This is a genomic window from Oceanimonas sp. MB9 (assembly GCF_011319775.1).
Lineage (GTDB): Bacteria > Pseudomonadota > Gammaproteobacteria > Enterobacterales > Aeromonadaceae > Oceanimonas > Oceanimonas doudoroffii.
In genome coordinates, this window is record NZ_VFBE01000003.1 from 1 (window position 1) to 22,083 (window position 22,083).

The window sequence follows — 22,083 nt, forward strand, 5'->3', positions numbered from 1 at the left end:
CGTCCATCAGCGCGCGGCTGCCGATTTTGAGTTTGAAGTCGCAGTGGCGTTGCTCGGCGAGCAGGCGCCTGGCTTCGTCGATGTCGGTCTGCGTGTCGCCGCTGGCCAGGGTCCAGAGCACCGGAATGTGCTGGTGCACGGCGCCGCCCAGCAGCTGATGCAGGGGCTGGTTGAGGCGCTTGCCCATGAGGTCGAGCAGGGCGGTTTCAATGGCGGACTTGGCCAGGTTGTTGCCGCGGGTGGCGCGGTTGAGCCTTACCCTGAGGGTATTGATGGCCTCGGCGGGCTGGTTCAGCAGCAGGGGCGAGAAGTAGGTGTCGATGGTCAGCTTGACGCTTTCGGGGCTTTCCGGGCCGTAGGCGAGGCCGCCGATGGTGGTGGCCTCGCCGAGGCCTTCCAGGCCGTCGCTGTCTTTGATGCGCACGATGACCATGGTCTGAACGCCCATGGTGGTCATGGAAAGCTTGTGCGGACGTATGGTCGGAATGTCGACCAGAATCGCTTCAATGGACTGGATGAGTGCTGCCATGTAACCTCTTTCGCCTCAAGTGATAACACTGTGTTGCGACGAGGTTACAATTTGGTCGCGATACCCACCAATATTGATTAAGTCGCAACCGATACCTTGGAGGTATGGATGGAGCTGAGGCACCTGCGTTATTTCATTGCCGTGGCCGAGGAGCTGAATCTGACCCGGGCGGCGGAGCGGTTGTTTATCGCCCAGCCGCCCTTGACCCGGCAGATCAAGCAGCTGGAAGAAGAGCTGGGGGTGCAGTTGTTTATTCGCAAGCCCCGTGGGCTGGAGCTGACTCAGGGGGGACTGTATTTTCTGCAGCAGGCCCGCACCATCATGGAACGGCTGGAGGCCAGTATTGAAGGCACCCGGCAAATTGCCCAGCTGCGCAAAACGGTGTTTGCCATCGGCTTTGTGCCGTCGGTGTTTTACGGCCAGCTGCCGCTGATGGTGCGCCGGCTAAGGCGTAACAAGAACCTGGAAATCGTGCTGCACGAGCTCAAGACCCAGGATCAGATTGAGGCGCTCAAGAGCGGCAAAATCGACATCGGTTTTGGCCGGGTACGCATTGACGATCCCGACGTGGAGCAGGAGGTATTGTTTAACGAGCCGCTGATCGCCGCCCTGCCGTCTTCCCATCCTCTGACCCGCGAGTCGCCCACCATGGCCGAGCTGGCGGAGGTGCCCATGGTGACCTTTCCCGCCGGTGCCGGCCCCAGTTTTGCCGATGTGGCCCTGGGGCTGTTCCACCGTCGAGGCCTGAAACTCAATGTGATTCAGCAGGTTAACGATCTGCAGACGGCACTGTCGCTGGTGGCCTCGGACATGGGCTTTGCCCTGGTGCCGGAGCAGGTGCACAAGCTCAAGCGGGAAGGGGTGGAGTTCGTGTCGGTGCGGGACGAACAGCTCAGCATTCCGGTAATCGCCTCACGCCGCCGGGGCGAGAACCCCAATGCGGCGATGCGGCTGGTCAACACCATACTGGTGGAGCTGGTGGAAAACCGGCTGAGCGGGCGCTACCCCTGAGTCAGCCCGCCAGGGCGTCCCGAATCAGCCGGGCCTTTTCCTGCAGCAGGGGCAAAAAGCGCCCGGTGAGGGTGTCCATGTCGACCCGGGCGGCGTTGGTGCTGATATTGATGGCGCCGAGCAGCCGGCCCTGCCGGTCAAACGCCGGCACCGCCAGCGACCGCAGGCCCGAATCCAGCTCCTGATCCACAATGGCATAACCCTGCCGGCGCACTTGCTCCAGGGCCAGGCGCAGGACCAGCTTGTCGGTAATGCTGTGGGCCGTGTGCGCACGCAGCTGCACGGTGTCCAGGTAATGGTTCAGCGGCTCCTCAGGCAACTGGGCCAGCAGCACTCGGCCCATGGAGGTGTAGGCCGCCGGCAACCGGGTGCCCACCGATAGCCGAATGGCCATCAGCCGGTGTTCGGCGGCGGAACGGGCAATGTACACTACCTCGTCGCCGTCGAGCACCGCGAGTGAGGTGGACTCGCCAATTTCCCGCGTGATCTCTTCCAGGTAATGCTGAATCACCATTCGGTGCGGGTTGGCGTCGAGAAAGGCATTACCCAGCTGCAACACCCTGGGGGTCAGCGCGAAGTGGCGCTGCTGCTTGTCGAGATAGCCCAGGGCATGCAGGGTCAGCAAAAAGCGTCGGGCCTTGGCCCTGTCCATGCCGGTGCGGGCCGCCACCTCGCTCAGGGTCATGCGCGCGTGGTGCTGGTCAAAGGCCTGCAGTACTTCCAGGCCGCTGGCCAGGGCGGCGACGAAGTCCCGGTCTTGCGGGCTGAGCCTGTCTTCGGTGGTCATGATGTCTTTCCTGTGACGAAGTGAAGGGTCAATGGCCATTTATGGTAGCAAAAAGTTCGCATAACGAACCCCTGTTTTCTCAGTGCTATTTTGTCGTTTTGATCACAAAAAATAAGTCCTTATTTTTCAATTCTTTAATATTTAATCCCTCCATTTCGCCGCAAACGGGGTTTGCCACTGCCATAAAACCGAGTAAATATGTTCGTAATGCAAACCAAGGTTCGCAATGCGAACATAACCACCAGGGAGGCGATACCCATGGCCCAATTCATGAGCCTGCACGACGCGGTTGCCCGTTATCTCCAGGACGGCGCCACCGTCGCCATGGAAGGCTTTACCCACCTGATCCCCTTTGCCGCGGGACACGAAATCATTCGGCAGGAAAAACGCGGCCTGACGCTGATCCGCATGACCCCCGATATTCTCTACGATCAGCTGATTGGCGCCGGCTGCGCCGAAAAGCTGATCTTCTCCTGGGGCGGCAACCCCGGTGTGGGCTCCCTGCACCGGCTGCGCGACGCCGTGGAGCGGGGATTTCCCCACAAGCTGGAAATTTTCGAGCACAGCCACGCCGCCATGGCCTGCGCCTATGAAGCCGGCGCCGCCGGCCTGCCGCTGGCGGTGCTGCGTGGCTACCTCGGCAGCGACCTGCCCAAGGTGAACCCGCAAATTCGCTTTATTGAATGCCCCTTTACCGGCGAACGGCTGGCGGCGGTGCCGGCGGTACGCCCCGATGTCAGCATCATTCATGCCCAGCGCGCCGACCGTCAGGGCAACGTGCTGGTGTCGGGCATTGTGGGCGTGCAGAAGGAAGCGGTGCTGGCGGCGAAGCACAGCATTGTGACCGTGGAAGAAATCGTCGACGACCTGCAGGCCGATGCCAATGCCTGCGTGATCCCGGGATGGGCCATTACCGCCATCGCCGAGGCGAAGGGCGGTGCCTCGCCCTCTTATGCCCACGGCTATTACGCAAGAAACAACAGCTTTTACAAGGAATGGGACGCGATCGCCCGGGATCGTGACACCTTCAACCACTGGCTGCAGCAGAACGTTTACAACGCAGGAGGGCAGGCATAATGACGCTCGAATACACCGCTTCCGAAATGATGACGGTCACCGCCGCTCGCGCCCTGAGCAACGGCATGACCTGTTTTGTGGGCATTGGCCTGCCCAGCGAGGCGGCCAACCTGGCCCGCCTGACCCACGCCCCCGAGGTGACCCTGATCTATGAATCCGGCACCCTGCAGACCAAACCCGATATTCTGCCGCTGTCCATTGGTGACGGTGAGCTGTGCGAGCAGGCGCTGACGACGGTGGCCGTGCCCGAGATGTTCCGCTACTGGCTGCAGGGCGGCCACATCGACGTGGGCTTTCTCGGCACCGCCCAGATCGACCGCTACGCCAACCTCAACACCACCCTGATTGGTGACTATCAGTCGCCCAAGGTGCGCCTGCCCGGCGGCGGCGGTGCCCCCGAGATCGCCACCAATTCCAGGGAAGTGTTCATCACCCTGAAGCACTCGCCGCGCGCCTTTGTGGAAGCGGTGGACTTCATCACTACCCTGGGCTTTGGCCGGGATGGCAAGGGCCGCGACGGCGTGCCCAACATCGGCAAGGGCCCGACCAAGGTGATCACCGATCTGTGCGTGATGGCCCCGGATGCCGACACCAAGGAACTGACCGTGGTGTCTCTGCACCCCGGCGTGACTCAAGAGCAGGTGCGTGAGGCCACCGGCTGGCCGGTACGCTTTGCCGACGAGCTGGCACTGACCCCCGAGCCCGGCGCCGAGGAGCTGGCCATTTTGCGTGAGCTCAAGGCTCGTACCGCCGAGCACCACGCCAAACCGATCTCGCGGGAGGCCGCCCAATGACGCCGGTTTATCTCTGTCATCCCCGCCGTACCGCCATCGGCCGCTTTGGCGGCACCCTGGCGGCGGTGCGCCCCGACGACCTGGCCGCCCGGGTGTTTGAAGCCGTGCTGGCCCTGGCGCCGGATCTGGACCCGGCCGCCATTGACGAGGTCATCATGGGCTGCGCCAACCAGGCCGGCGAAGACAACCGCAACGTGGCACGCATGGCCTCGCTGCTGGCCGGCCTGCCGGTCAGCGTGCCCGGCACCACCCTCAACCGCTTGTGCGGCTCGGGTATGGACGCCGTGGGCACGGCGGTACGCGCCGTCAAGGCCGGTGAGCTGGATCTGGTACTGGCCGGGGGCGTGGAGTCCATGTCGCGCGCGCCCTTTGTGATGGGCAAGGCCGACAGCGCCTTCAGCCGCAGCCAGGCCATTGAAGACACCACCATTGGCTGGCGCTTCATCAATCCGCTGATGAAGGCCCAGTACGGCGTGGACTCCATGCCGGAAACCGCCGAGAACGTGGCCGAGCAGTTCAATATTTCTCGGGAAGATCAGGACGCCTTCGCCGTCCGTTCCCAGCAGAAAGCCGCCGAATCCCGGCGTAACGGCCGTTTCGCCGAGGAAATCGTGCCGGTGGAAATTCCCCGTCGCAAACAGGAGCCGCTGATCTTCGCCGACGACGAGCACCTGCGTCCGGACACCACGGTTGAGAAGCTGGCCAGGCTGCCCACGCCGTTCCGTGCCGGTGGCAGCGTGACCGCCGGTAACGCCTCCGGCGTCAACGACGGCGCCGCCGCCATGCTGATTGCCAGCGAAGACGCGGTGGAACGCCATGGCCTCAAGCCCATGGCCCGCGTGCTGGGCATGGCCACCGCCGGCGTAGAGCCGCGTATCATGGGTGCCGGTCCGGTGCCGGCGGTACGCAAGCTGCTGGAAAAGCACGGCCTGTCGATGGACGATATCGACCTGTTCGAGTTTAACGAAGCCTTTGCCGCCCAGGCCCTGGCCTGCATGCGCGAACTGGGCCTGAAAGACGACGATGCACGGGTCAACCCCAACGGCGGCGCCATTGCCCTGGGCCACCCGCTGGGCATGTCCGGCGCCCGCCTGCTGCAAACCGCGGCTCATGAGCTGCACCGGCAGAACAAGCGTCTGGCCTTGTGTACCATGTGTGTGGGCGTGGGTCAGGGTATTGCCACCCTGATTGAGCGGGTATAACTGATGATGAACGCCGGTCCATGCCGGCGTTCCCTTAACGATTCGGAGGCCGAATGTCTTTTCTCAACATCCATGGCCGCACCGTGGGCTACCGCCTGCTGGGCGATGCTTCCCTGCCACTGGTGGTGCTGGCACACCCTTTGGGCATGAGCCAGGCGGTGTGGGATGACCTGCTGCCGGCGCTGCTGCCCCGTTACCGGGTGCTGAGCTGGGATCTGCCCGGTCACGGCAGCAGTGCCGCCTGGCTCGGTGAGCGCATTACCCCCGCTGATCTGGCGGCAGAAGCCCTGGCCCTGGCCGATGTAGCGGGTGCCGAACGCTTCCATTTTGCCGGCACCTCCATCGGTGGCGTGATCGGCCAGCAACTGCTGTGTGCCCATGCCGACCGCCTGCTGTCCGCTACCCTCACCAACACCGGCGCGGTGATCGGCACCCGGGAGGCCTGGCAAACCCGGGCTGATTCGGTACGAACCCTGGGACTGGCCACCATGGCGGTAGACATAGTGCCGCGCTGGTTTGGCCCGGCCGCCCTGGCGGCCCAGCCCGCCCTGCTGGCCGGCTGGAACACCATCATGGGCCGGGGTGACGCCAACAGCTACGCCCTGCTGTGTGACATGCTCGGCGATGCCGATTTCAGTGAACAACTGCAGGGCCATGACGTGCCTCTGCTGCTGCTGGGGGGGCGCGAGGATGTGGCCACGCCGCCCGAGACCCTGCGTAATCTGGCCGGGTGTGCCGGCGCCGGCGAACCGGTGATCCTGGAAAAAGCGGGTCATGTGCCCTCGGTGGAAGTGCCGGCGCAGTTTGCCGAATTGCTGCTTAAGCATCTCGGCTGATCGCTGAACAAAACCAATAAAAAGAAAGGCCTGCAATTGCAGGCCTTTTCCGTTGTGGCATTTCTATACCGTGCTTGATAACCAGCCTATCGATCAAGAAGGGGGCTCTGCTTAATCCCGTCGGCTTCACTGTTGGGTCAGCCCGCCGCCAGCTTCGGCAGGAACAGGGCGATTTGCGGGAAGGGAATCAGCAAGGCGGTGACCAGCAGTAACAGCAGCAGGAACACGGGTACGCCGCGGACCACCTCGATAAAGGGTCGCTGGAAAATGGCCACGGCGGTAAAGATGTTACAGCCAAAGGGCGGCGTGGCGGCGCCAATGGCCACCTGCAGGGTGATCAACACGCCGACCAGCACCGGGTCCAGTCCGCTGCTGGCGATGAGCGGGGCGAAGATGGGCACCATGATCAGGATTACCACAATCGAGTCCACAAACATGCAGCCCAGGAAAAAGGCGATATTGATGGCCAGTAATACCGTGAGTGAACTGGCCTGCTCCAGACCCAGGGCGGCGATAAGCTGCTGGGGAATTTGGGCAAACGACAGTATCCAGGAAAATGCAGCCCCGGCGGCAATCAGGATAAACACCACGGCGGTAATGGCGCCGGTAGACAGGGCAATGTCGTAGATGTCCTTCAGTTTGATCGAACGGAACACCAGCCATTCCAGCACGAGCGCATAAAGCACGCAGATGGCCGCCGATTCGGTGGGGCTGAAGATGCCGCCGTAAATGCCGCCGACCACGATCACCGGAAAGCCGATGGGCCAGGTGGCACGCTGCAGTGCAAACAGGCGTTCACCCCAGCTGGCTTTGGGCTCCACCGGAATCTGATGGCGATGGGCGTACCAGACGCAATACAGGCTGAACAGGGAGATGACCAGCAGCCCTGGACCAATACCGGCCAGAAACAGGGCCGAAATGGAGGTGCCGGAAATGACGCCGTAAATGATCATGCCAATGGACGGTGGGATCAGGTAGGCCAGATCGGCGGCGTTGACGATCAAGCCCATGGTGAAGTTGTCGTGGTAGCCGGATTTGAGCATGCGTGGGCGCATGGCCCCCCCGACGGCGACCACGGTGGCCTGGGTGGACCCGCACACGGCGCCAAACAATGCGCAGGCGGAGGTGACGGAAATGGCCATGCCACCACGAAGATGGCCCATAAAACGCATCACCACATCCACCAGGCGGTCGGCCGAATGCCCTCGGGTAATGATGTCGGCGGCGAGGATGAACAGGGGCACGGCGATAAGTGCCCCTGGCTTGACCCCGCCGATCATCTGCTGAACCAGTACGTGGGGGGTCAGATCCGGCAGGTAGATCAGTAACGCCATCACCGCCGCTACCAGCAGCGGCATCATCATGGGAAACCCGGCCAGCAACAGCAGCAGCATTATACTCAGCATCATTAACGTCATGATTGGAGCTCCTTCTCAAAGTGGCCCGGGCGGGTGGGGGACTTGAGTTGTTGCTGCAATTGTTCCAGCTCCGGATCCTGGTATTCGTCGATTACGGTCAGCGACAGGTAGACCTGGCTGTTGTGGCTCAGGTTTTTGATGATGGTCAGCACATACTGCAGCCCGGCCAAGACGAGTCCGGCGACAACCCAGATATAGGTGAGATACAGGGGTATCTGCAGGGCCGGCGTGACCCGGCCTCGGGCGGCCAGGCGATCGATATAGCCGTAAGCGTACCAGGCCAGCAAAAACATGATGATGGCGCTACATAAGGCGATAACAATCATGGTTGCCTTGCGCGCCAGCGGCGGCATGACGTCATAGATGGCAGACATTCTGATATGGCGCCCCTTGCGGGTGATGTAGCCCAGGCCGACAAAGGTAATGGCGACAATAAGAAACTCGTTTAACTCCTCGGTGAAATACAGGCTTTGGGAAAATACATAACGGCCGAACACGTTGGCGATGGTATTGACCGCCATGATCAGTATCGCGCCGGCCAGGATAAGGGCCTCGGCTTTTTCCGTCAGCCGGTCCAGGGATTTGAGCAGCGTAATAATGCGTGACATAGAGGTGATCTCGTACTGGCACAAAGCAAAACCGCCCTTCTCAGGGCGGTATGGTGGTATCAGAGCGTGGTCAGTTCTGCCTGCAGTTGCTCAAGCAGGTGCTGGCCGCGCTGACCGGTGATCTCTGTATAGGCCTCATGGGTCTGCCCGGTGCGGGACTTGAAAGAAGCACGCTCTTCCTCGGTCAGCCTGATCAGCTCAATACCGGGTTTGGCCTGTTGAATACGCTCCAGTTTTTCCTGGTTGTAATTGGTTACGACGTCTTGAATATAGCCCTGCAGTCCGGCCATGGTCTGTTTAACCAGCTGCTGGCGCTCGGAGTTGAGGGATTCGAACCAGTCGCTGCCTGCCAGCACATTGGTTACCAGTTCCTGCTCGCCAGCCCAGATCAGGTAGTCGGTCACTTCGTAGAACTTCATTTCCTCTATGGCCGGAATGGGATTGACCTGACCATCCACCTGTTTGAGCTGCAGGGCGCCATAGACTTCGCCAAAGGGGACTGGAGTGGGGCTGGCGCCGAGATCGGCATAGGACTTCAGCAGGATGGGTGACACCATGACCCGCATCTTGAAATTATCGAGGTCGTCGGGGGTACGAATGGGCTTGTTAGTGGTCCATACCTGAGGCCCCTGGGAATAAAAACCGAGTGGCTCCAGCCCGCGCTGCCGGTAGTCCTGGGCCAGTTCCTGATGAATGAGGGGGCTGCTGTCGAGGAAGCTGGCCATGGCAGTCGAGTCGGACGGGAAGGCATAGGGCAGCAGGAAGATTTGTGATTCGGGCACTATGGTGCCCAGGTTGCCCACCGACACGTTGGTGAACTGGATGATGCCATCGGCTGCCAGCTCCACCAGTTCGGTGGGGGTGCCGAGCGAGCCAAGATGGTAGATGCGCACACTGACATCGCCCTGAGTCTGGTCCTCAATCCGTTTTTTAAACTCCTGGGCATAGGCATCCATGATGGAGCCGGGAATCTCTTCAATGGCGAACTTCCACTCTTCGGCCTGTACCAGGGCGGGTGCCAGGGTGAGCAGGGTGCTCAGGGCCAGGGTATGAAGTGTCGTTTGCGTGGCTTTCATAGCATCATCTCCTGCTATTGAGTGAGTTCGGCCTTTCAGGCCGAAGGTGATTCCGTTCTTCTCGAGGCCAGTATTGCAGATGGATATTTATCCAAAAATACGAATATTAATATGTATACTTTTGTAAATTTAATGTAACTCCGGGGCGTGGTTTCATGTATTCGGTAAAACATATGCAGACGTTTTGTGCCGTGGTGGAGTACGGCGGTTTTGTGGGTGCCGAGTCGGTATTGGGCATGAGTCAGCCCGCGATCAGTACCCATATTCGAGACTTCGAGGTGCGGCTGGGGTTTTCGATTTGTCACCGGGGACGAAGTGGGTTTGGCCTGACGGAAAAGGGGGAGGTGGTATACCGGCGATGCCGGGAAATGCTCAACAGCTTTTCGGATCTGGAGGCGGAGTTGGGCTCGTTGCGCAATATGCTGACCGGTACCCTGAGGGTGGGCCTGGTGGACAACACCATCACCAATACCGAGGTGCCCATGCCCGACGCCATTCACCGGTTTTTTGAGCGCAGTAGCCAGGTGTCCTTGAGGTTGGCGGTGTTGCCGCCGGAAGAACTTGAGCGCGAGTTGCTCAACGGCAATTTGCATCTGGCCGTAGGGCCCTTTCAGAAGCGGCACCCGGCCTTGAGCTATCAACCCCTGTACACCGAGGAGCACCGGTTTTACTGCGGCCGGCGCCATCCGTTATACGAGGTGGATTCGGCGGGGTTATCGCTGGAGCGGGTGGGCAGTTACCCCATTTCCAGTCGGACCTACGTGCAGCAGGCAGAAATGCCCCTGATACGGCCTTACCTGGGGGCGGCATTTGTCTCCAACATGGAAGCACAGGCCATGCTGATCCGTAGTGGCCGGTTTCTCGGCTTTCTGCCGGTGCACTTTGCCGAATCCTGGGTGGCCAGTGGTGAAATGAAGGAATTGGCGTTACCTGAGCTGCGCTGGCACTCCGAATTCTGTCTGGCGATGCGAACCATACCGGCGCCCCATGAGGTGGTCCGGGTGTTTGTGGACGACCTGGTCAGTAGCTTGGGACTGCAGATCGGCGGACGGTAATTAACTTTATTTTATGTAAAGTAAGCATATTAAAATTTATATTTTTTGATGAAATTGGCTTTGTCATACTCGCTGGCGGAACCAAGTAGATGGTTTTTTAACCGGGATGTTAAGTTGCCGGCCCGGCCCGGCTCGGGCGGACACCAGCGAGGAAACGGATCATGAGTGAAAACAGCTATGAGAAGGGGCGCCTTAATCTGCCCTTCGTCGGATTTTGTACCTTTGCCAAGAGCCCTATTTGTGAAGACTGGGACAGCCTGAAGGCGGATGTGGCTTTTATGGGCGCTCCCTTTGACTGCGGCACCCAGTGGCGTTCCGGTGCACGTATGGGCCCGCGCGCCGTGCGGGAAGCGTCTACCCTGTTTTCCTTTGGTCATGGTGGCGCTTATAGCTATGAAGAAGACACCATGTACCTGGAAGGGGTAAAAATCGTTGATATTGGCGATGCAGATATGGTGCATACCAATACCGAAAAGAGCCATGCCAACATTGAGTATGGTGTGCGCAAAATCCTCGAATCCGGCGCCCTGCCGGTCACCGTGGGCGGGGATCACTCGGTCAACGCCCCTTGCATCCGCGCCTTTGAAGGTCGAGGCCCCATTCACATTATTCAGATTGATGCTCACCTGGATTTTGTTGATGAACGCCACGGCGTGCGTTTTGGTCATGGCAACCCCATGCGTCGGGCGGTGGAGCAATCCTTTATCACTGGCATGACCCAGCTTGGCATTCGCAACGTGTCCTCTTCCAACCGGACCGACCACAAGGCGGCGCAGGACGCGGGCTCGACCATATTGTCGGTGCGGGATGTTCGCCGGCTGGGGGTACAGGGTGTACTGGATCTGATCCCCAAAGGGGTGAATTATTACATCACCATCGATATTGACGGTTTTGATCCTTCTATCGCCCCGGGCACTGGCACACCAAGCCATGGCGGCTTTACCTATTACGAAGTCATGGAAGTCCTGCAGGGTGTGGCATTTTCCGGTGAAGTGGTCGGCATAGATCTGTGCGAAGTGGCGCCCGATTACGATCATACCGGCACCACCAGTGTGTTGGCAGCCCAGGTACTGCTGAACCTGATCGGTTATGTCTTCCATGGCCGCAGGCTGCGGGGGCAGCGTTAAGGGAAGCCGTGACCAAGGTGGCCCTGGTGTGAGGCCGGCCCCCTAACGAGTATAAAAAAGGCCTGCATTTGCAGGCCTTTTCGGTCTTGGGTTATCACCTTCAGGAAGCGGGTTTTTCCTGCTTTTCCGGTACCAGCGGAATGGCCGGTTTGGCGATCAGGGAGCGAGTGTCCTCAATGGCCTCGGTCAGGATCACCTGAATGTGCTGGCCCAGTTCGTATACCGGTTGCTTGTCGAGGTAAACGCGGCCATCGTCCCAGCTGCATTCCAGCCGATCCCGGTTGGGCAGGATCAGGGAAGAAGGCATGAATACCACGGCGCCGTTTTCCTGCAGGCGCAGTTTCACGCCGCCCCGGCCGATGTCGATGATTTCGGCATCAAAGGCGTGGCCGTTGGCCACCGCCGGCTGCAGGTAGCGCACATACAGCCAGTCGGCAATGTCGCGCTCGGCACGGCGGTGCATGCGGCGCTGCTCCGACAGGTGCACCGCCAGCTCGGCATTGGGGGCATGGGCGTCGTGGGCCTTCTCGGCCAGTATGGCCTTGATCAGCCGGTGGTTGATGATGTCGCCATATTTACGGATGGGGGAAGTCCAGGTGGCGTAGGCGTCCAGGCCCAGGCCGTAGTGCTCGCCCGGGGTCACGCTCATGGCGGCGAAAGACTGAAAGCGGCGCACTCGGTTGTCCAGATAGCTGGTGTCGCGGGCGTCCAGCCAGCGGCGCAGTTCGCAGAAGCCTTCCAGGGTGGTCAGTTTTTCAGGGTCTACCGGGGCCTCGTGCTCTTTCAGCAGCTCCTGCAGCTGGGCCAGCTTCTCTTCGTCAAAGCCGGCGTGCACGTTAAATACACCGGTGCCACAGTGCTTGGTCAGCCAGTTGCCGCAGGCCAGGTTGGCGGCGATCATGCACTCTTCCACCATCTGGTTGGCAATGCGGCGATGATCGGCGTGAATGGCCACCACATTGCTGGCCTCGTCCAGTTCAAAGCGGAAATCGGGGCGATCCGGGAACACGATGGCATGGGTGCTGCGCCAGCCGTTGCGGGCGCGGGTCAGCGCGGTCAGCTCGCGCAACTGCTCGGCAATCACTTCGCTTTCGGGCTGCCAGTCGCCGCTGCCTTCCACCCAGTCGGAGACCTTGTTGTAGGCCAGACGGGCGTGGGAGCGAATGCGGGCGGCAAAGAATTCGGCGTCGTCGGCCACCTTGCCGTCGGCATCAATGTGAATGCGGGCGCACAGGGCGTGGCGGTCTTCCCCTTCCTTCAGCGAGCACAGCTCGTCGGCCAGGGTGCGCGGCAACATGGGAATGTTGCGACCCGGCAGGTAAACGGTAAAGGCGCGCTCGGCGGCGACTTTGTCCAGCTCGCTGTCGTGGGACACATAGGCGGTGGGATCGGCAATGGCCACCAGCAGCTCCCAGCCACCGTTGTCCAGCTTTTTCACGCTGAGGGCATCGTCCATGTCCTGGGTGGACTCGCTGTCGATGGTGAAAAAGGGCACTTCGGTCAGGTTCTGACGGGGCAGGGTGTCTTCCAGCAGTTCCCACTGTTCCCTGTCCTGGGGTGCTTGGTTGGCCAGACTGTTGCGGGCCAGCACCACCCACCAGGGGGCGATGGGATCGTCCACGCCGGCGATCAGCTCTACCACTTCGGCGAAAAAGCCGTTGTCTTTCAGGGCGTGGCGCTTGAGATCGGCCAGGATCCAGTCGCCTTCCTTCAGGTTCTTTTCGTTCATCCCCTTGATGGTGCGGGCCTTGATGGCGTCTTTCATCAGCGGGTGATCGGGCACAATATTGAGCCGGTCACGGAACCACTTCACCCGGGCCACAAAGCGGGTCAGGCCGGGCTCCAGCAGGGTCTCTGGCTCAACCAGTTCCTTGTCGTTTTCGGTGCGCAGCACGGCGGTGATGCGATCGCCGTGCATCACCTTTTTCATGTGCGGCGGCGGAATGAAATAGCTTTCCTTGTCACTGACTTCGAGAAAGCCGAAGCCTTTGGAGGTGCCTTTGACCATGCCTTCCTTGGTGGGAAGGGTGTCGCGGATTTGTTGCTTGAGCTGGGCCAGCAGGGGGTTGTCTTGAAACATGTGTTGGGAACCTGTCGAAATATCGGCCTGACTATACGTATTTACCCTCGAATTGCCAAGAACACCTTGTCTTTTGCACTATTTTGGTGCGTTCTTTTTTGGTGCTTTTATCAACAACCCGGGCCATACACCAGGGTGGTATTTTGCGCTTCCGGCTGCCCCTGGGCGTTCACGCCGCTGTGCAGCAAATAGCGCAGGCCGTCGAGCTGGGCCGGGCTGTTCGGCGTCAGTTCCCCCGCCAGTTGCGCAATGTGCCGGTGGCCCAGGCCGCTTTCCAGATTGCCCGCCAGCATCACGTCCAGCCCCTGTGCTCGAGCACCGTCGGCCAGTTGCCGGCACAGGGCGGGCTCGCCCAGCAGAGAGGGGCGCAGCACCAGGGCACGCAGCCCCTCAAAGGGCGCCGGCACCCGGCCGCCGCAGCGGTCGGCGCAGCGGTCGGCGCTGAGCGCCACCGGCCAGTCGTGTTGCCGGGCCAGTGTCCGCGTGTGGGCGTCATCGAGGCCCGGATCCAGAATCCAGTCAATGGCGCCGCCGTCAATGCGCTGCCACAGGCCGGACAACTGCGTTTCGCTCAGTCGGCCGCCGGCGTCCAGCATCAGTTTCAGGCCGGGCACCAGCAGGGTCAGTTCGCGCACCAGGCCGGCATCAAACTGCACATCGCCGCTCAGGGTCAGCCAGGCTCGAGTGGGATGCACTCGGCGGCAACGCCAGGCGCGAATAATGGGTTCCCGCTCACCTTCCAGCAGCGGCAGGCTGGAGGCGGCCGCCGCGGTGGGAGGCGTGAGCGCGCAGCCCAGACCAAAGCGAACCCAGGGCAGGGTGGCCTGGTGTTCAAGGCCCTGCGTCAGCCGCTCGCAGGCGGCCAGCAGTTCGGCTTCGGTGTCTGCCAATTCGGCGGTCACCGGCGGCGCCACCTCGCCCCAGTGGCCGTCAATATTCACGTAAAAACCGTGGCGACGGCGCACGGCAACGCCATCAATCTGCTTTTCCTTGGTCAGCGGCAGGGCATAGCGATAAACCGAAATGGGCATGGGCGTGGCTTCCGAATAATTACTTTTATATAAAGGTAACACGCCGGCGCGACCGGCAACAGTATTCCTGGCAGTGCGACAGGCCATGCCAAAAAGTTTGCGATCGCTGCTTTTTCGGCTGTGGCGCAAGGGGGACAAGTCCTTTGCTTTTGTGAACTCGGTCTGGTTATACTGCGACCATCTTGTCGGAGTGCCCTCATGGGCTGAGACCGCGAAAGCGGGATCCGTTGAACCTGATCAGGCTAATACCTGCGAAGGGAAGCAAGTAAAGAATGTGCCACCGGATGTAGGCAGTTCTTTATCAACACTCCCGACAAGCATTTCACCAAATGGACGCAAAAGTGAGATCGCTATGTCAAAAAAAGTAAACCGTCGTGAAGTTCGCAGCCAGGCCCAGGAATACATTCACAACCTGAAGGGCGAACCCTTTCCTAACTCATCCCGTATTTATCTTGAAGGCTCACGCCCGGACCTGAAGGTCGCCATGCGTGAAATCGCCCTGGCCGACAGCTTCAAGGGCGGCAGCGAAGAAAACCCCATTTTCGAGCCCAATGCGCCGGTGCCGGTGTACGACACCTCCGGTGCCTACGGCGATCCCGAGTCCGAAATTGATGTCCGCCGTGGCCTGCCCCAGCTGCGCCACCAGTGGATTCTGGAACGCAACGACACCGAGGAGCTGGAAAACGCCACCTCCCATTTCACCCAGCAGCGCATGGCCGATGACGGCCTGGATCACCTGCGCTTCGAGCACCTGCCCAAGCCCCGCAAGGCCAAGCTGGGCCAGTGCGTAACCCAGATGCACTATGCCCGCAAAGGCATTATCACCCCCGAGATGGAATACATCGCCATTCGCGAAAACATGGGCCGCGAGCGGGTGCGGGACGAGCTGCTGCGCAAGCAGCATCCGGGTGAGAGCTTTGGCGCCAACCTGCCGGAAAACATCACCCCCGAATTTGTGCGCAAGGAAGTGGCCGAAGGCCGCGCCATCATTCCCGCCAACATCAACCACCCGGAAGCCGAGCCCATGATCATCGGCCGCAACTTTCTGGTGAAGATCAACGCCAACATCGGCAACTCGGCGGTGACCTCCTCCATCGAGGAAGAAGTGGAGAAACTGGTGTGGTCCACCCGCTGGGGTGCCGACACCGTGATGGACCTGTCCACCGGCCGCTACATTCACGAAACCCGTGAGTGGATCCTGCGCAACAGCCCGGTGCCCATCGGTACCGTGCCCATCTACCAGGCGCTGGAAAAGGTGAACGGCGTGGCCGAAGACCTGACCTGGGAGGTGTTCCGCGACACCCTGATCGAACAGGCCGAGCAGGGCGTGGACTATTTCACCATTCACGCCGGCGTGCTGCTGCGCTATGTGCCCATGACCGCCAAGCGCGTCACCGGCATCGTGTCCCGCGGCGGCTCCATCATGGCCAAGTGGTGCCTCACCCACCACAAGGAAAGCTTCCTGTACGAGAACTTCCGCGAGATCTGTGAAATCTGCGCCGCCTACGATGTGTCCCTGTCCCTGGGTGATGGCATGCGCCCGGGCTCCATCGCCGACGCCAACGACGAGGCCCAGTTTGCCGAGCTGCACACGCTTGGTGAGCTCACCAAGATCGCCTGGGAATACGACGTGCAGGTGATCATCGAAGGCCCCGGCCATATTCCCATGCACATGATCAAGCGCAACATGGAAGAGCAGCTCGAGCACTGCCACGAAGCGCCTTTCTATACGCTTGGCCCGCTGACCACCGACATCGCCCCGGGTTACGACCACTTTACCTCCGGCATCGGCGCCGCGCTGATCGGCTGGTATGGCTGCGCCATGCTCTGTTACGTTACTCCCAAGGAGCACCTGGGCCTGCCCAACAAGGAAGACGTGAAACAGGGCCTGATCACCTACAAGATCGCCGCCCATGCCGCCGACCTGGCCAAGGGCCACCCGGGTGCGCAAATCCGCGACAACGCCATGTCCAAGGCGCGCTTCGAGTTCCGCTGGCACGATCAGTTCAACCTGGCGCTGGACCCGGACACCGCCCGGGAATATCACGACGAAACCCTGCCCCAGGAGTCGGGCAAGGTGGCGCACTTCTGTTCCATGTGCGGACCCAAGTTCTGCTCCATGAAGATCACCCAGGACGTGCGCGATTATGCCGCCAGCCTGGAAAACAACATTCAGGTGCAGCTGGTGGGCATGGACGGCCAGCCCGAACTGGTGCAGGCCGGCATGGCGAAAATGTCGGAAGAATTCAAGAAACGCGGCGGTGAGTTGTATCACCAGGCCGACAAACTGGAGCGAGAATCTTTATGACAAAACCCATCGTCTGGACCATAGCCGGTTCCGACTCGGGCGGCGGGGCCGGCATTCAGGCCGATCTGCACACCATTCATGCACTGGGCGGCCACGGCTGCTCGGTGATCTCCGCCATCACCGCCCAGAATTCGGTATCGGTGTCCATGGTGGAGCCGGTACTGATGCAGGCTTTTACCAGCCAGCTGGTATCCCTCTCCACCGACATGCAGGCCGCCGCCATCAAGATTGGCCTGCTGCCCGGTGGCCTGCGTGCCGAGGTGCTGGCGCGCTACCTCAAGGAATACCGCCGCCAGTGGCAGCCCTGGGTGGTGCTGGATCCGGTGGCCATTGCCAGCACCGGCCAGTCCATGGCCGAGCCCAACCTGCTGCCGGCGATCAAGGCACACCTGCTGCCGGAAGTGGATCTGATCACCCCCAACGCCGTGGAGCTGGAAGCCCTGTCGGGCATCGCGCCCGACTCGCCCGAGCGCCTGCGGGCCGGCGCCGCCGCCCTGCGGGAAATGGGCGCGGGCGCCGTGCTGGTCAAGGGTGGCCACCTCGGCTGGACCGGGGATCAGTCCATCGACTTTTACAGCGACGGCGAGCGGGAAATCTGGCTGGCCAGCCCGCGCCTGGATACTCGGCACGGTCATGGCACCGGCTGCACCCTGTCGTCGGCCATTGCCACCGCCGTGGCCCAGGATTACCCGATTGAAGACGCCCTGGTGCTGGCCAAGGCCTACGTCAACCAGGGCCTGAAAGCCGCCGAGGCCATCGGCGCCGGCGCCGGCCCGGTGGCCCATCTGGGCTGGCCCACCAACCTTGATGACTTCCCCACCGTGGTGATGCCGGGCAGCGCCCTGGCGGAGCGGCTGGGCATCAGTGGCCCGCATCCGCAGGGCGCCTTTGCCGCCATGGACACCAACCAGCTCGGCCTGTACCCGGTGGTGACCACGGTCGCCTGGCTGGAACGGCTGCTGGAGCAGGGCGTTCGTACCCTGCAACTGCGCATCAAGGACAAGACCGACGCCGAGGTGGAAGAAGACATTCGCGCCGCCGTCGAGCTGGGCCGGCGTTATAACGCCCGGCTGTTCATTAACGACTACTGGCGGCTGGCCATTGAGCACGGCGCCTACGGCGTGCACCTGGGTCAGGAAGACATCGAAGTGGCGGATCTGGAGGCCATTCGCGCCGCCGGTCTCAAGCTGGGGCTGTCTACCCACGGCTATTATGAAATGCTGCGGGCCCGGGAGCTGAAGCCGTCTTACCTGGCGTTGGGACATATCTTTCCCACCAGGACCAAGGACATGCCGTCCCGGCCCCAGGGCCTGGAGCGGCTGCACCGCTACGTGGCGCTGATGCAGGACGAGTTCCCGCTGGTGGCCATTGGCGGTATCAGCAAGGACCGGGTGCCGCTGGTGGCGGAAACCGGCGTGGGCAGCATCGCCCTGGTCACCGCCATTACCGAGGCGGCGGACCCGGATGCGGCCACCCGGGAACTGCTGACAATGGTGGAGGGCTAAACATGCTCAGCGATAGCGAATTCATGCGTTACAGCCGGCATCTGCTGCTGGAGGAAGTGGGCGAGGAGGGCCAGCTCAGGCTGAAAAACGCCTCCGTGCTGATCGTCGGCCTGGGCGGGCTGGGCTCGCCGGCCGCCCAGTATCTGGCGGCGGCCGGGGTCGGCACCCTGTGGCTGGCCGACTTCGATCAGATCGAGGTCAGCAACCTGCAACGCCAGACCCTGTACGACGTCGACAGCCTGAAAATGGCCAAGGCCGAGGTGGCCCGGGAAAAGCTGCAAAAGCTGAACCCGGAAGTCGAGCTGGTGGCGGTCAACCAGAAAATGGACGAGCACAGCCTGGCCGGCTTTGTGGCCGAGGCGGATCTGGTACTGGACTGCACCGACAACATGACGGTGCGCCAGGCCCTGAACGCCACCTGCTACGCACAGGGCAAGCCCCTGCTGGTGGGCGCGGCCATTCGCTTTGAAGGCCAGTTGCTGGCGCTGGATCCGTCCCGCGACCATGGATGCTATCGCTGCCTGTATGGCCCCGAAATGGAAGAACGGCTGACCTGCAGCAATGCCGGTGTCATCGGCCCCGTGGTGGGCACCATCGGCTTGTTGCAGGCGCTGGAAGCCATCAAGTATTTAACCGGCACCGGTACCGTGCCCTGGGGTGAGCTCAAGCTGTTCGACGCCAAGGCGCACCGCTGGCACGGCCTCAAGGTGCCGAAGGATCCGGCCTGTCCGGTATGTGGACCCAAGGGGAACTGAAACCATGCACATTATTCTGAACGACGAACAACATCCCCTGACCGAGGGAACCACCCTGGCGCAACTGCTGGCCGAACTGGAGCAGGACAAGCCCGGGGTGGCGGTGGCGCTCAACCGCGAAGTGGTGGCGCGCAGCCTGTGGGCCGAGCGCCAGCTTGCCCCCAACGACAACATTACCCTGTTCCACGCCATTGCCGGAGGCTGAAATGAGTCTGACGATTGCCGATAAAACCTTTGAATCCCGCCTGTTCACCGGCACCGGCAAGTTTGCCAACGGCCGCCTGATGCAGGACGCCCTGCAAGCCTCCGGCTCCCAGCTGGTGACCATGGCGCTGAAGCGGGTGGACCTGAACAACCACAGCGACGACATTCTGCCGCCGCTGCTGGAGCTGGGCGTGAACCTGCTGCCCAACACCTCGGGCGCCAAGGACGCCGACGAGGCGCTGTTCGCCGCCCGTTTGGCCCGGGAAGCCCTGGGTACCAACTGGCTGAAGCTGGAGATCCACCCGGATCCCAAATACTTGCTGCCCGACCCCATCGAGACCCTGAAGGCCGCCGAGCGGCTGGTGCAGGAAGGTTTTGTGGTGCTGCCCTATTGCGGCGCCGATCCCGTGTTGTGCAAGCGGCTGGAAGAAGTGGGCTGTGCCGCCGTCATGCCCCTGGGTGCGCCCATCGGCTCCAACAAGGGCCTGGTGACCCATGACTTCCTGGAAATCATCATCGAGCAGTCCACCGTGCCCGTGGTGGTGGACGCCGGCATCGGCGCCCCCAGCCATGCCGCCTACGCCATGGAGCTGGGCGCCGACGCCGTGCTGGTGAACACCGCCATCGCCGTGGCCGGCGACCCGATTGCCATGGGCGACGCCTTCCGCCGGGCGGTGATCGCCGGTCGCATGGGCTATGAAGCCGGTCTGGCCGGCCAGAGCCACGAGGCCCAGGCCTCCAGCCCGCTGACCGCCTTCCTGGAGACCTTATGAGTTTCTTCGATGTCTGGTCATCCATGGACTGGGATGACGTCAAGATGAGCATTTACGGCAAGCAGCCCAGGGACGTGGAGCGGGCGCTGGCCAAACCCAAGCGGGATCTGAACGACTTTATGGCGCTGATCTCGCCGGCGGCCGAGCCTTACCTCGAGCAAATGGCCCAGCAGTCGTACCGGCTGACCCGGCAGCGCTTCGGCAATACCGTGGGTTTTTACATTCCGCTGTATCTGTCCAACCTGTGCGCCAACGACTGCACCTATTGCGGCTTTTCCATGAGCAACCGGCTCAAGCGCAAGACCCTGAGCGCCGAGGAAATCGAACAGGAATGCCTGGCCATCAAGGCCATGGGTTTCGACACCGTGCTGCTGGTGACCGGCGAGCACGAGGGCAAGGTGGGACTGGCCTACTTCAAGCAGATGCTGCCCATCATCAAGCGCCACTTCAGTTATGTGATGATGGAAGTGCAGCCGCTGTCTCAGGAAGAATACGCCGAGCTGCGCCAGTACGGCCTCGACAGTGTCATGGTGTATCAGGAAACCTACCAGCACCTGACCTATGACGAGCACCATATTCGCGGCAAGAAGAAGGACTTCCGCTGGCGGCTGGAAACCCCGGATCGGCTGGGCAAGGCCGGCATCGACAAGATCGGCCTGGGCGCCCTGTTCGGGCTGGAAGACTGGCGGGCCGACAGCTTCTATGTGGCGGCGCACCTGCGCTACCTGCAGAAGCACTACTGGAAGACCCGTTATTCGGTGTCCTTCCCACGGCTGCGGCCCTGCACCGGCGGCCTGCAGCCCAAGTCGATCATGACCGACCGCCAGTTGGTGCAGCTGATCTGTGCCTACCGCCTGCTCGACGGCGAGCTGGAGCTGAGCCTGTCGACCCGGGAAGCCCAGGAGTTCCGCGACAAGGTGATTCCGCTGGGCATCACCAGCATCAGCGCCGGCTCCAAGACCCAGCCCGGCGGCTATGTGGACAACGTCAAGGAAGAGCTGGAGCAGTTCGAAATCGACGACGACCGCAGCCCTGCCGAAGTGGCCAGGGCCATTGCCGCCACCGGCCTGCAACCGGTATGGAAGGACTGGGACAACAGCTACTCCGCCAGTCGCTGAAGCCGTCCGACAGCGCAAATCTTGCCGTAGGTTGGCGATGAGCGCAGCGAATCCCAACATTCCGCAGCCGCCTTTGGTGTTGGAATTCGCTGCGCTCATTCCAACCTACTACTGCTGCAGCCAAGGTTTTGTCAGCCCACAGATTCCAATGAAATATCGTCACCCCCGCGAAGGCGGGGGTCCATGCCGCAAACAGCTCTGTATTTTCGGTTGTGCGCAAAATTTAAACGCACGTCCTGATCAGTAGGTTGTGATGAGCGCAGCGAACCACAACATATTCATATTCAGGTCACGACGAACCGGGTCGCCGCTATGCCCACAGGCGTGGCAGTTGCCCACGGCAACGTCTAGAATGGTCGTTTTTATCACCCACCCCGAGGCAGCATGAACAACACGCACAGCAAGGTGATCGGCTACATTCTGTGGATCTTCGGGTTCATGGGCGCCCACCGCTTTTACTACGGCCGTCCCGTCAGCGGCACCATTTACTTCTTTACCCTTGGCCTGTTCTTTATCGGCTGGATTGTGGACCTCTTCCTGATCCCGTCTTTGGACAGGGCCGCCGATCAGCGCTTTGCCACCGGCCCCAAGGACTACAGCATCACCTGGATACTGATGACCTTTCTCGGTTTCTTTGGGCTGCACCGGCTCTATATGGGCAAGTGGATCACCGCCATTATCTGGTTCCTTACCGGCGGCCTGTTCCTGGTCGGTTACCTCTACGACTACTGCACCCTCAACACCCAGATAGACGAGGTCAACCGCCGCTCCCGGCGTTTCGGCTGAGCC

General features: G+C 61.4%; 20 protein-coding genes, 1 pseudogene and 1 riboswitch. Of the genes and pseudogenes, 14 read left to right on the forward strand and 7 right to left on the reverse strand.

The genetic code is table 11. The features are described from left to right. Window positions 1-529 (reverse strand): annotated as a pseudogene (locus OJHNALOF_RS01445) (muconate cycloisomerase); the annotation flags it as partial. A 108-nt stretch (window positions 530-637) separates the two neighbouring features. Between OJHNALOF_RS01445 and OJHNALOF_RS01450 the strand changes: the two are divergent. Further along, window positions 638-1,540, forward strand: coding sequence for a LysR family transcriptional regulator (locus tag OJHNALOF_RS01450; RefSeq protein WP_094201296.1), 903 nt, complete (start codon window positions 638-640; stop codon window positions 1,538-1,540). A gap of 1 nt (window position 1,541) precedes the next feature. On the opposite strand, the gene OJHNALOF_RS01455 is transcribed toward OJHNALOF_RS01450, so the two are convergent. Beyond that, window positions 1,542-2,327 (reverse strand): IclR family transcriptional regulator C-terminal domain-containing protein, encoded by a 786-nt coding sequence (locus OJHNALOF_RS01455; RefSeq protein ID WP_165660935.1) that lies wholly within the window; start codon window positions 2,325-2,327, stop codon window positions 1,542-1,544. A gap of 258 nt (window positions 2,328-2,585) precedes the next feature. Here OJHNALOF_RS01455 and OJHNALOF_RS01460 point away from each other — a divergent pair, with 258 nt between their 5' ends. The 4 genes from OJHNALOF_RS01460 to OJHNALOF_RS01475 are packed head-to-tail and all read left to right on the forward strand — an operon-like array spanning window position 2,586 to window position 6,236. After that, window positions 2,586-3,404: a CoA transferase subunit A gene (locus tag OJHNALOF_RS01460; protein ID WP_165660936.1), complete on the forward strand. Its 819-nt coding sequence runs from the start codon at window positions 2,586-2,588 to the stop codon at window positions 3,402-3,404. Further along, on the forward strand, window positions 3,404-4,198 hold the full coding sequence (locus OJHNALOF_RS01465) for a CoA-transferase subunit beta (protein ID WP_094201293.1): 795 nt from the start codon (window positions 3,404-3,406) through the stop codon (window positions 4,196-4,198). The genes OJHNALOF_RS01460 and OJHNALOF_RS01465 overlap by 1 nt, the downstream gene beginning before the upstream one ends. Next, a complete protein-coding gene (gene pcaF / locus OJHNALOF_RS01470) occupies window positions 4,195-5,400 on the forward strand; it encodes a 3-oxoadipyl-CoA thiolase (protein WP_094201292.1) in 1,206 nt (401 codons plus the stop codon). The genes OJHNALOF_RS01465 and pcaF overlap by 4 nt, the downstream gene beginning before the upstream one ends. Window positions 5,401-5,453: 53 nt before the next feature. Further along, window positions 5,454-6,236, forward strand: coding sequence for an alpha/beta fold hydrolase (locus tag OJHNALOF_RS01475; RefSeq protein ID WP_165660937.1), 783 nt, complete (start codon window positions 5,454-5,456; stop codon window positions 6,234-6,236). 137 nt (window positions 6,237-6,373) lie between these two features. Here OJHNALOF_RS01475 and OJHNALOF_RS01480 read toward each other — a convergent pair whose 3' ends face one another. Genes OJHNALOF_RS01480 through dctP form a run of 3 tightly spaced genes read right to left on the reverse strand, consistent with a single transcriptional unit; the run spans window position 6,374 to window position 9,338 of the window. Continuing rightward, entirely contained in the window at window positions 6,374-7,654 is a 1,281-nt protein-coding gene (locus OJHNALOF_RS01480; RefSeq protein ID WP_165660938.1) for a TRAP transporter large permease, read from the reverse strand. Beyond that, complete coding sequence (locus tag OJHNALOF_RS01485) at window positions 7,651-8,262, reverse strand: TRAP transporter small permease (RefSeq protein ID WP_094201289.1); 612 nt, start codon at window positions 8,260-8,262, stop codon at window positions 7,651-7,653. Before OJHNALOF_RS01485 ends, OJHNALOF_RS01480 begins: the two co-directional genes overlap by 4 nt. A 59-nt stretch (window positions 8,263-8,321) precedes the next feature. Continuing rightward, window positions 8,322-9,338, reverse strand: coding sequence for a TRAP transporter substrate-binding protein DctP (gene dctP / locus OJHNALOF_RS01490; RefSeq protein WP_094201288.1), 1,017 nt, complete (start codon window positions 9,336-9,338; stop codon window positions 8,322-8,324). A 173-nt stretch (window positions 9,339-9,511) separates the two neighbouring features. Between dctP and OJHNALOF_RS01495 the strand changes: the two genes are divergently transcribed. Then, on the forward strand, window positions 9,512-10,393 hold the full coding sequence (locus tag OJHNALOF_RS01495; protein ID WP_206063521.1) for a LysR family transcriptional regulator: 882 nt from the start codon (window positions 9,512-9,514) through the stop codon (window positions 10,391-10,393). A 161-nt stretch (window positions 10,394-10,554) separates the two neighbouring features. After that, window positions 10,555-11,520 carry an agmatinase gene (speB, locus tag OJHNALOF_RS01500; protein WP_094201286.1) on the forward strand — a complete coding sequence of 322 codons (966 nt, stop codon included), beginning with the start codon at window positions 10,555-10,557 and terminating at the stop codon, window positions 11,518-11,520. Between the two features lie 100 nt (window positions 11,521-11,620). Here the strand turns inward: speB and OJHNALOF_RS01505 are convergent, their stop codons facing one another. Together OJHNALOF_RS01505 and OJHNALOF_RS01510 are read right to left on the reverse strand one after the other, a co-directional pair. Next, window positions 11,621-13,600, reverse strand: coding sequence for an exoribonuclease II (locus OJHNALOF_RS01505; protein ID WP_165660939.1), 1,980 nt, complete (start codon window positions 13,598-13,600; stop codon window positions 11,621-11,623). Window positions 13,601-13,710: 110 nt separating this feature from the next. Further along, window positions 13,711-14,631, reverse strand: a complete 921-nt coding sequence (locus OJHNALOF_RS01510) for an o-succinylbenzoic acid (OSB) synthetase (RefSeq protein ID WP_165660940.1) — start codon at window positions 14,629-14,631, stop codon at window positions 13,711-13,713. A gap of 176 nt (window positions 14,632-14,807) precedes the next feature. After that, window positions 14,808-14,909: riboswitch (TPP riboswitch) on the forward strand. 74 nt (window positions 14,910-14,983) lie between these two features. Here OJHNALOF_RS01510 and thiC point away from each other — a divergent pair. The 7 genes from thiC to OJHNALOF_RS01545 all read left to right on the forward strand — a co-directional run bounded on the left by thiC (window position 14,984) and on the right by OJHNALOF_RS01545 (window position 22,080). Further along, complete coding sequence (thiC, locus tag OJHNALOF_RS01515; RefSeq protein WP_165660941.1) at window positions 14,984-16,939, forward strand: phosphomethylpyrimidine synthase ThiC; 1,956 nt, start codon at window positions 14,984-14,986, stop codon at window positions 16,937-16,939. Then, window positions 16,936-18,444, forward strand: coding sequence for a thiamine phosphate synthase (thiE, locus tag OJHNALOF_RS01520; RefSeq protein ID WP_165660942.1), 1,509 nt, complete (start codon window positions 16,936-16,938; stop codon window positions 18,442-18,444). The genes thiC and thiE overlap by 4 nt, the downstream gene beginning before the upstream one ends. A gap of 2 nt (window positions 18,445-18,446) precedes the next feature. Further along, a complete protein-coding gene (locus tag OJHNALOF_RS01525) occupies window positions 18,447-19,199 on the forward strand; it encodes a molybdopterin-synthase adenylyltransferase MoeB (protein ID WP_165660943.1) in 753 nt (250 codons plus the stop codon). Window positions 19,200-19,203: 4 nt separating this feature from the next. Next, on the forward strand, window positions 19,204-19,404 hold the full coding sequence (gene thiS / locus OJHNALOF_RS01530; RefSeq protein ID WP_094201280.1) for a sulfur carrier protein ThiS: 201 nt from the start codon (window positions 19,204-19,206) through the stop codon (window positions 19,402-19,404). A 1-nt stretch (window position 19,405) separates the two neighbouring features. Beyond that, entirely contained in the window at window positions 19,406-20,176 is a 771-nt protein-coding gene (locus tag OJHNALOF_RS01535) for a thiazole synthase (protein WP_165660944.1), read from the forward strand. Continuing rightward, window positions 20,173-21,294, forward strand: coding sequence for a 2-iminoacetate synthase ThiH (gene thiH, locus OJHNALOF_RS01540; protein WP_165660945.1), 1,122 nt, complete (start codon window positions 20,173-20,175; stop codon window positions 21,292-21,294). The genes OJHNALOF_RS01535 and thiH overlap by 4 nt, the downstream gene beginning before the upstream one ends. 384 nt (window positions 21,295-21,678) lie before the next feature. Next, window positions 21,679-22,080: a TM2 domain-containing protein gene (locus OJHNALOF_RS01545; protein ID WP_094201277.1), complete on the forward strand. Its 402-nt coding sequence runs from the start codon at window positions 21,679-21,681 to the stop codon at window positions 22,078-22,080. Window positions 22,081-22,083 lie beyond the last annotated feature (3 nt).

Coding starts and splice junctions, on each gene's coding strand:
- thiS (WP_094201280.1), top strand. CDS start 19,204: ATGCACATTATTCTGAACGACGAACAACATCCCCTGACCGAGGGAACC.
- thiH (WP_165660945.1), top strand. CDS start 20,173: ATGAGTTTCTTCGATGTCTGGTCATCCATGGACTGGGATGACGTCAAG.
- OJHNALOF_RS01525 (WP_165660943.1), top strand. CDS start 18,447: ATGCTCAGCGATAGCGAATTCATGCGTTACAGCCGGCATCTGCTGCTG.
- OJHNALOF_RS01465 (WP_094201293.1), top strand. CDS start 3,404: ATGACGCTCGAATACACCGCTTCCGAAATGATGACGGTCACCGCCGCT.
- thiE (WP_165660942.1), top strand. CDS start 16,936: ATGACAAAACCCATCGTCTGGACCATAGCCGGTTCCGACTCGGGCGGC.
- OJHNALOF_RS01475 (WP_165660937.1), top strand. CDS start 5,454: ATGTCTTTTCTCAACATCCATGGCCGCACCGTGGGCTACCGCCTGCTG.
- thiC (WP_165660941.1), top strand. CDS start 14,984: ATGTCAAAAAAAGTAAACCGTCGTGAAGTTCGCAGCCAGGCCCAGGAA.
- OJHNALOF_RS01495 (WP_206063521.1), top strand. CDS start 9,512: ATGCAGACGTTTTGTGCCGTGGTGGAGTACGGCGGTTTTGTGGGTGCC.
- OJHNALOF_RS01455 (WP_165660935.1), bottom strand. CDS start 2,327: ATGACCACCGAAGACAGGCTCAGCCCGCAAGACCGGGACTTCGTCGCC.
- OJHNALOF_RS01505 (WP_165660939.1), bottom strand. CDS start 13,600: ATGTTTCAAGACAACCCCCTGCTGGCCCAGCTCAAGCAACAAATCCGC.
- OJHNALOF_RS01535 (WP_165660944.1), top strand. CDS start 19,406: ATGAGTCTGACGATTGCCGATAAAACCTTTGAATCCCGCCTGTTCACC.
- OJHNALOF_RS01450 (WP_094201296.1), top strand. CDS start 638: ATGGAGCTGAGGCACCTGCGTTATTTCATTGCCGTGGCCGAGGAGCTG.
- OJHNALOF_RS01545 (WP_094201277.1), top strand. CDS start 21,679: ATGAACAACACGCACAGCAAGGTGATCGGCTACATTCTGTGGATCTTC.
- speB (WP_094201286.1), top strand. CDS start 10,555: ATGAGTGAAAACAGCTATGAGAAGGGGCGCCTTAATCTGCCCTTCGTC.
- pcaF (WP_094201292.1), top strand. CDS start 4,195: ATGACGCCGGTTTATCTCTGTCATCCCCGCCGTACCGCCATCGGCCGC.
- OJHNALOF_RS01460 (WP_165660936.1), top strand. CDS start 2,586: ATGGCCCAATTCATGAGCCTGCACGACGCGGTTGCCCGTTATCTCCAG.
- dctP (WP_094201288.1), bottom strand. CDS start 9,338: ATGAAAGCCACGCAAACGACACTTCATACCCTGGCCCTGAGCACCCTG.
- OJHNALOF_RS01480 (WP_165660938.1), bottom strand. CDS start 7,654: ATGACGTTAATGATGCTGAGTATAATGCTGCTGCTGTTGCTGGCCGGG.
- OJHNALOF_RS01485 (WP_094201289.1), bottom strand. CDS start 8,262: ATGTCACGCATTATTACGCTGCTCAAATCCCTGGACCGGCTGACGGAA.
- OJHNALOF_RS01510 (WP_165660940.1), bottom strand. CDS start 14,631: ATGCCCATTTCGGTTTATCGCTATGCCCTGCCGCTGACCAAGGAAAAG.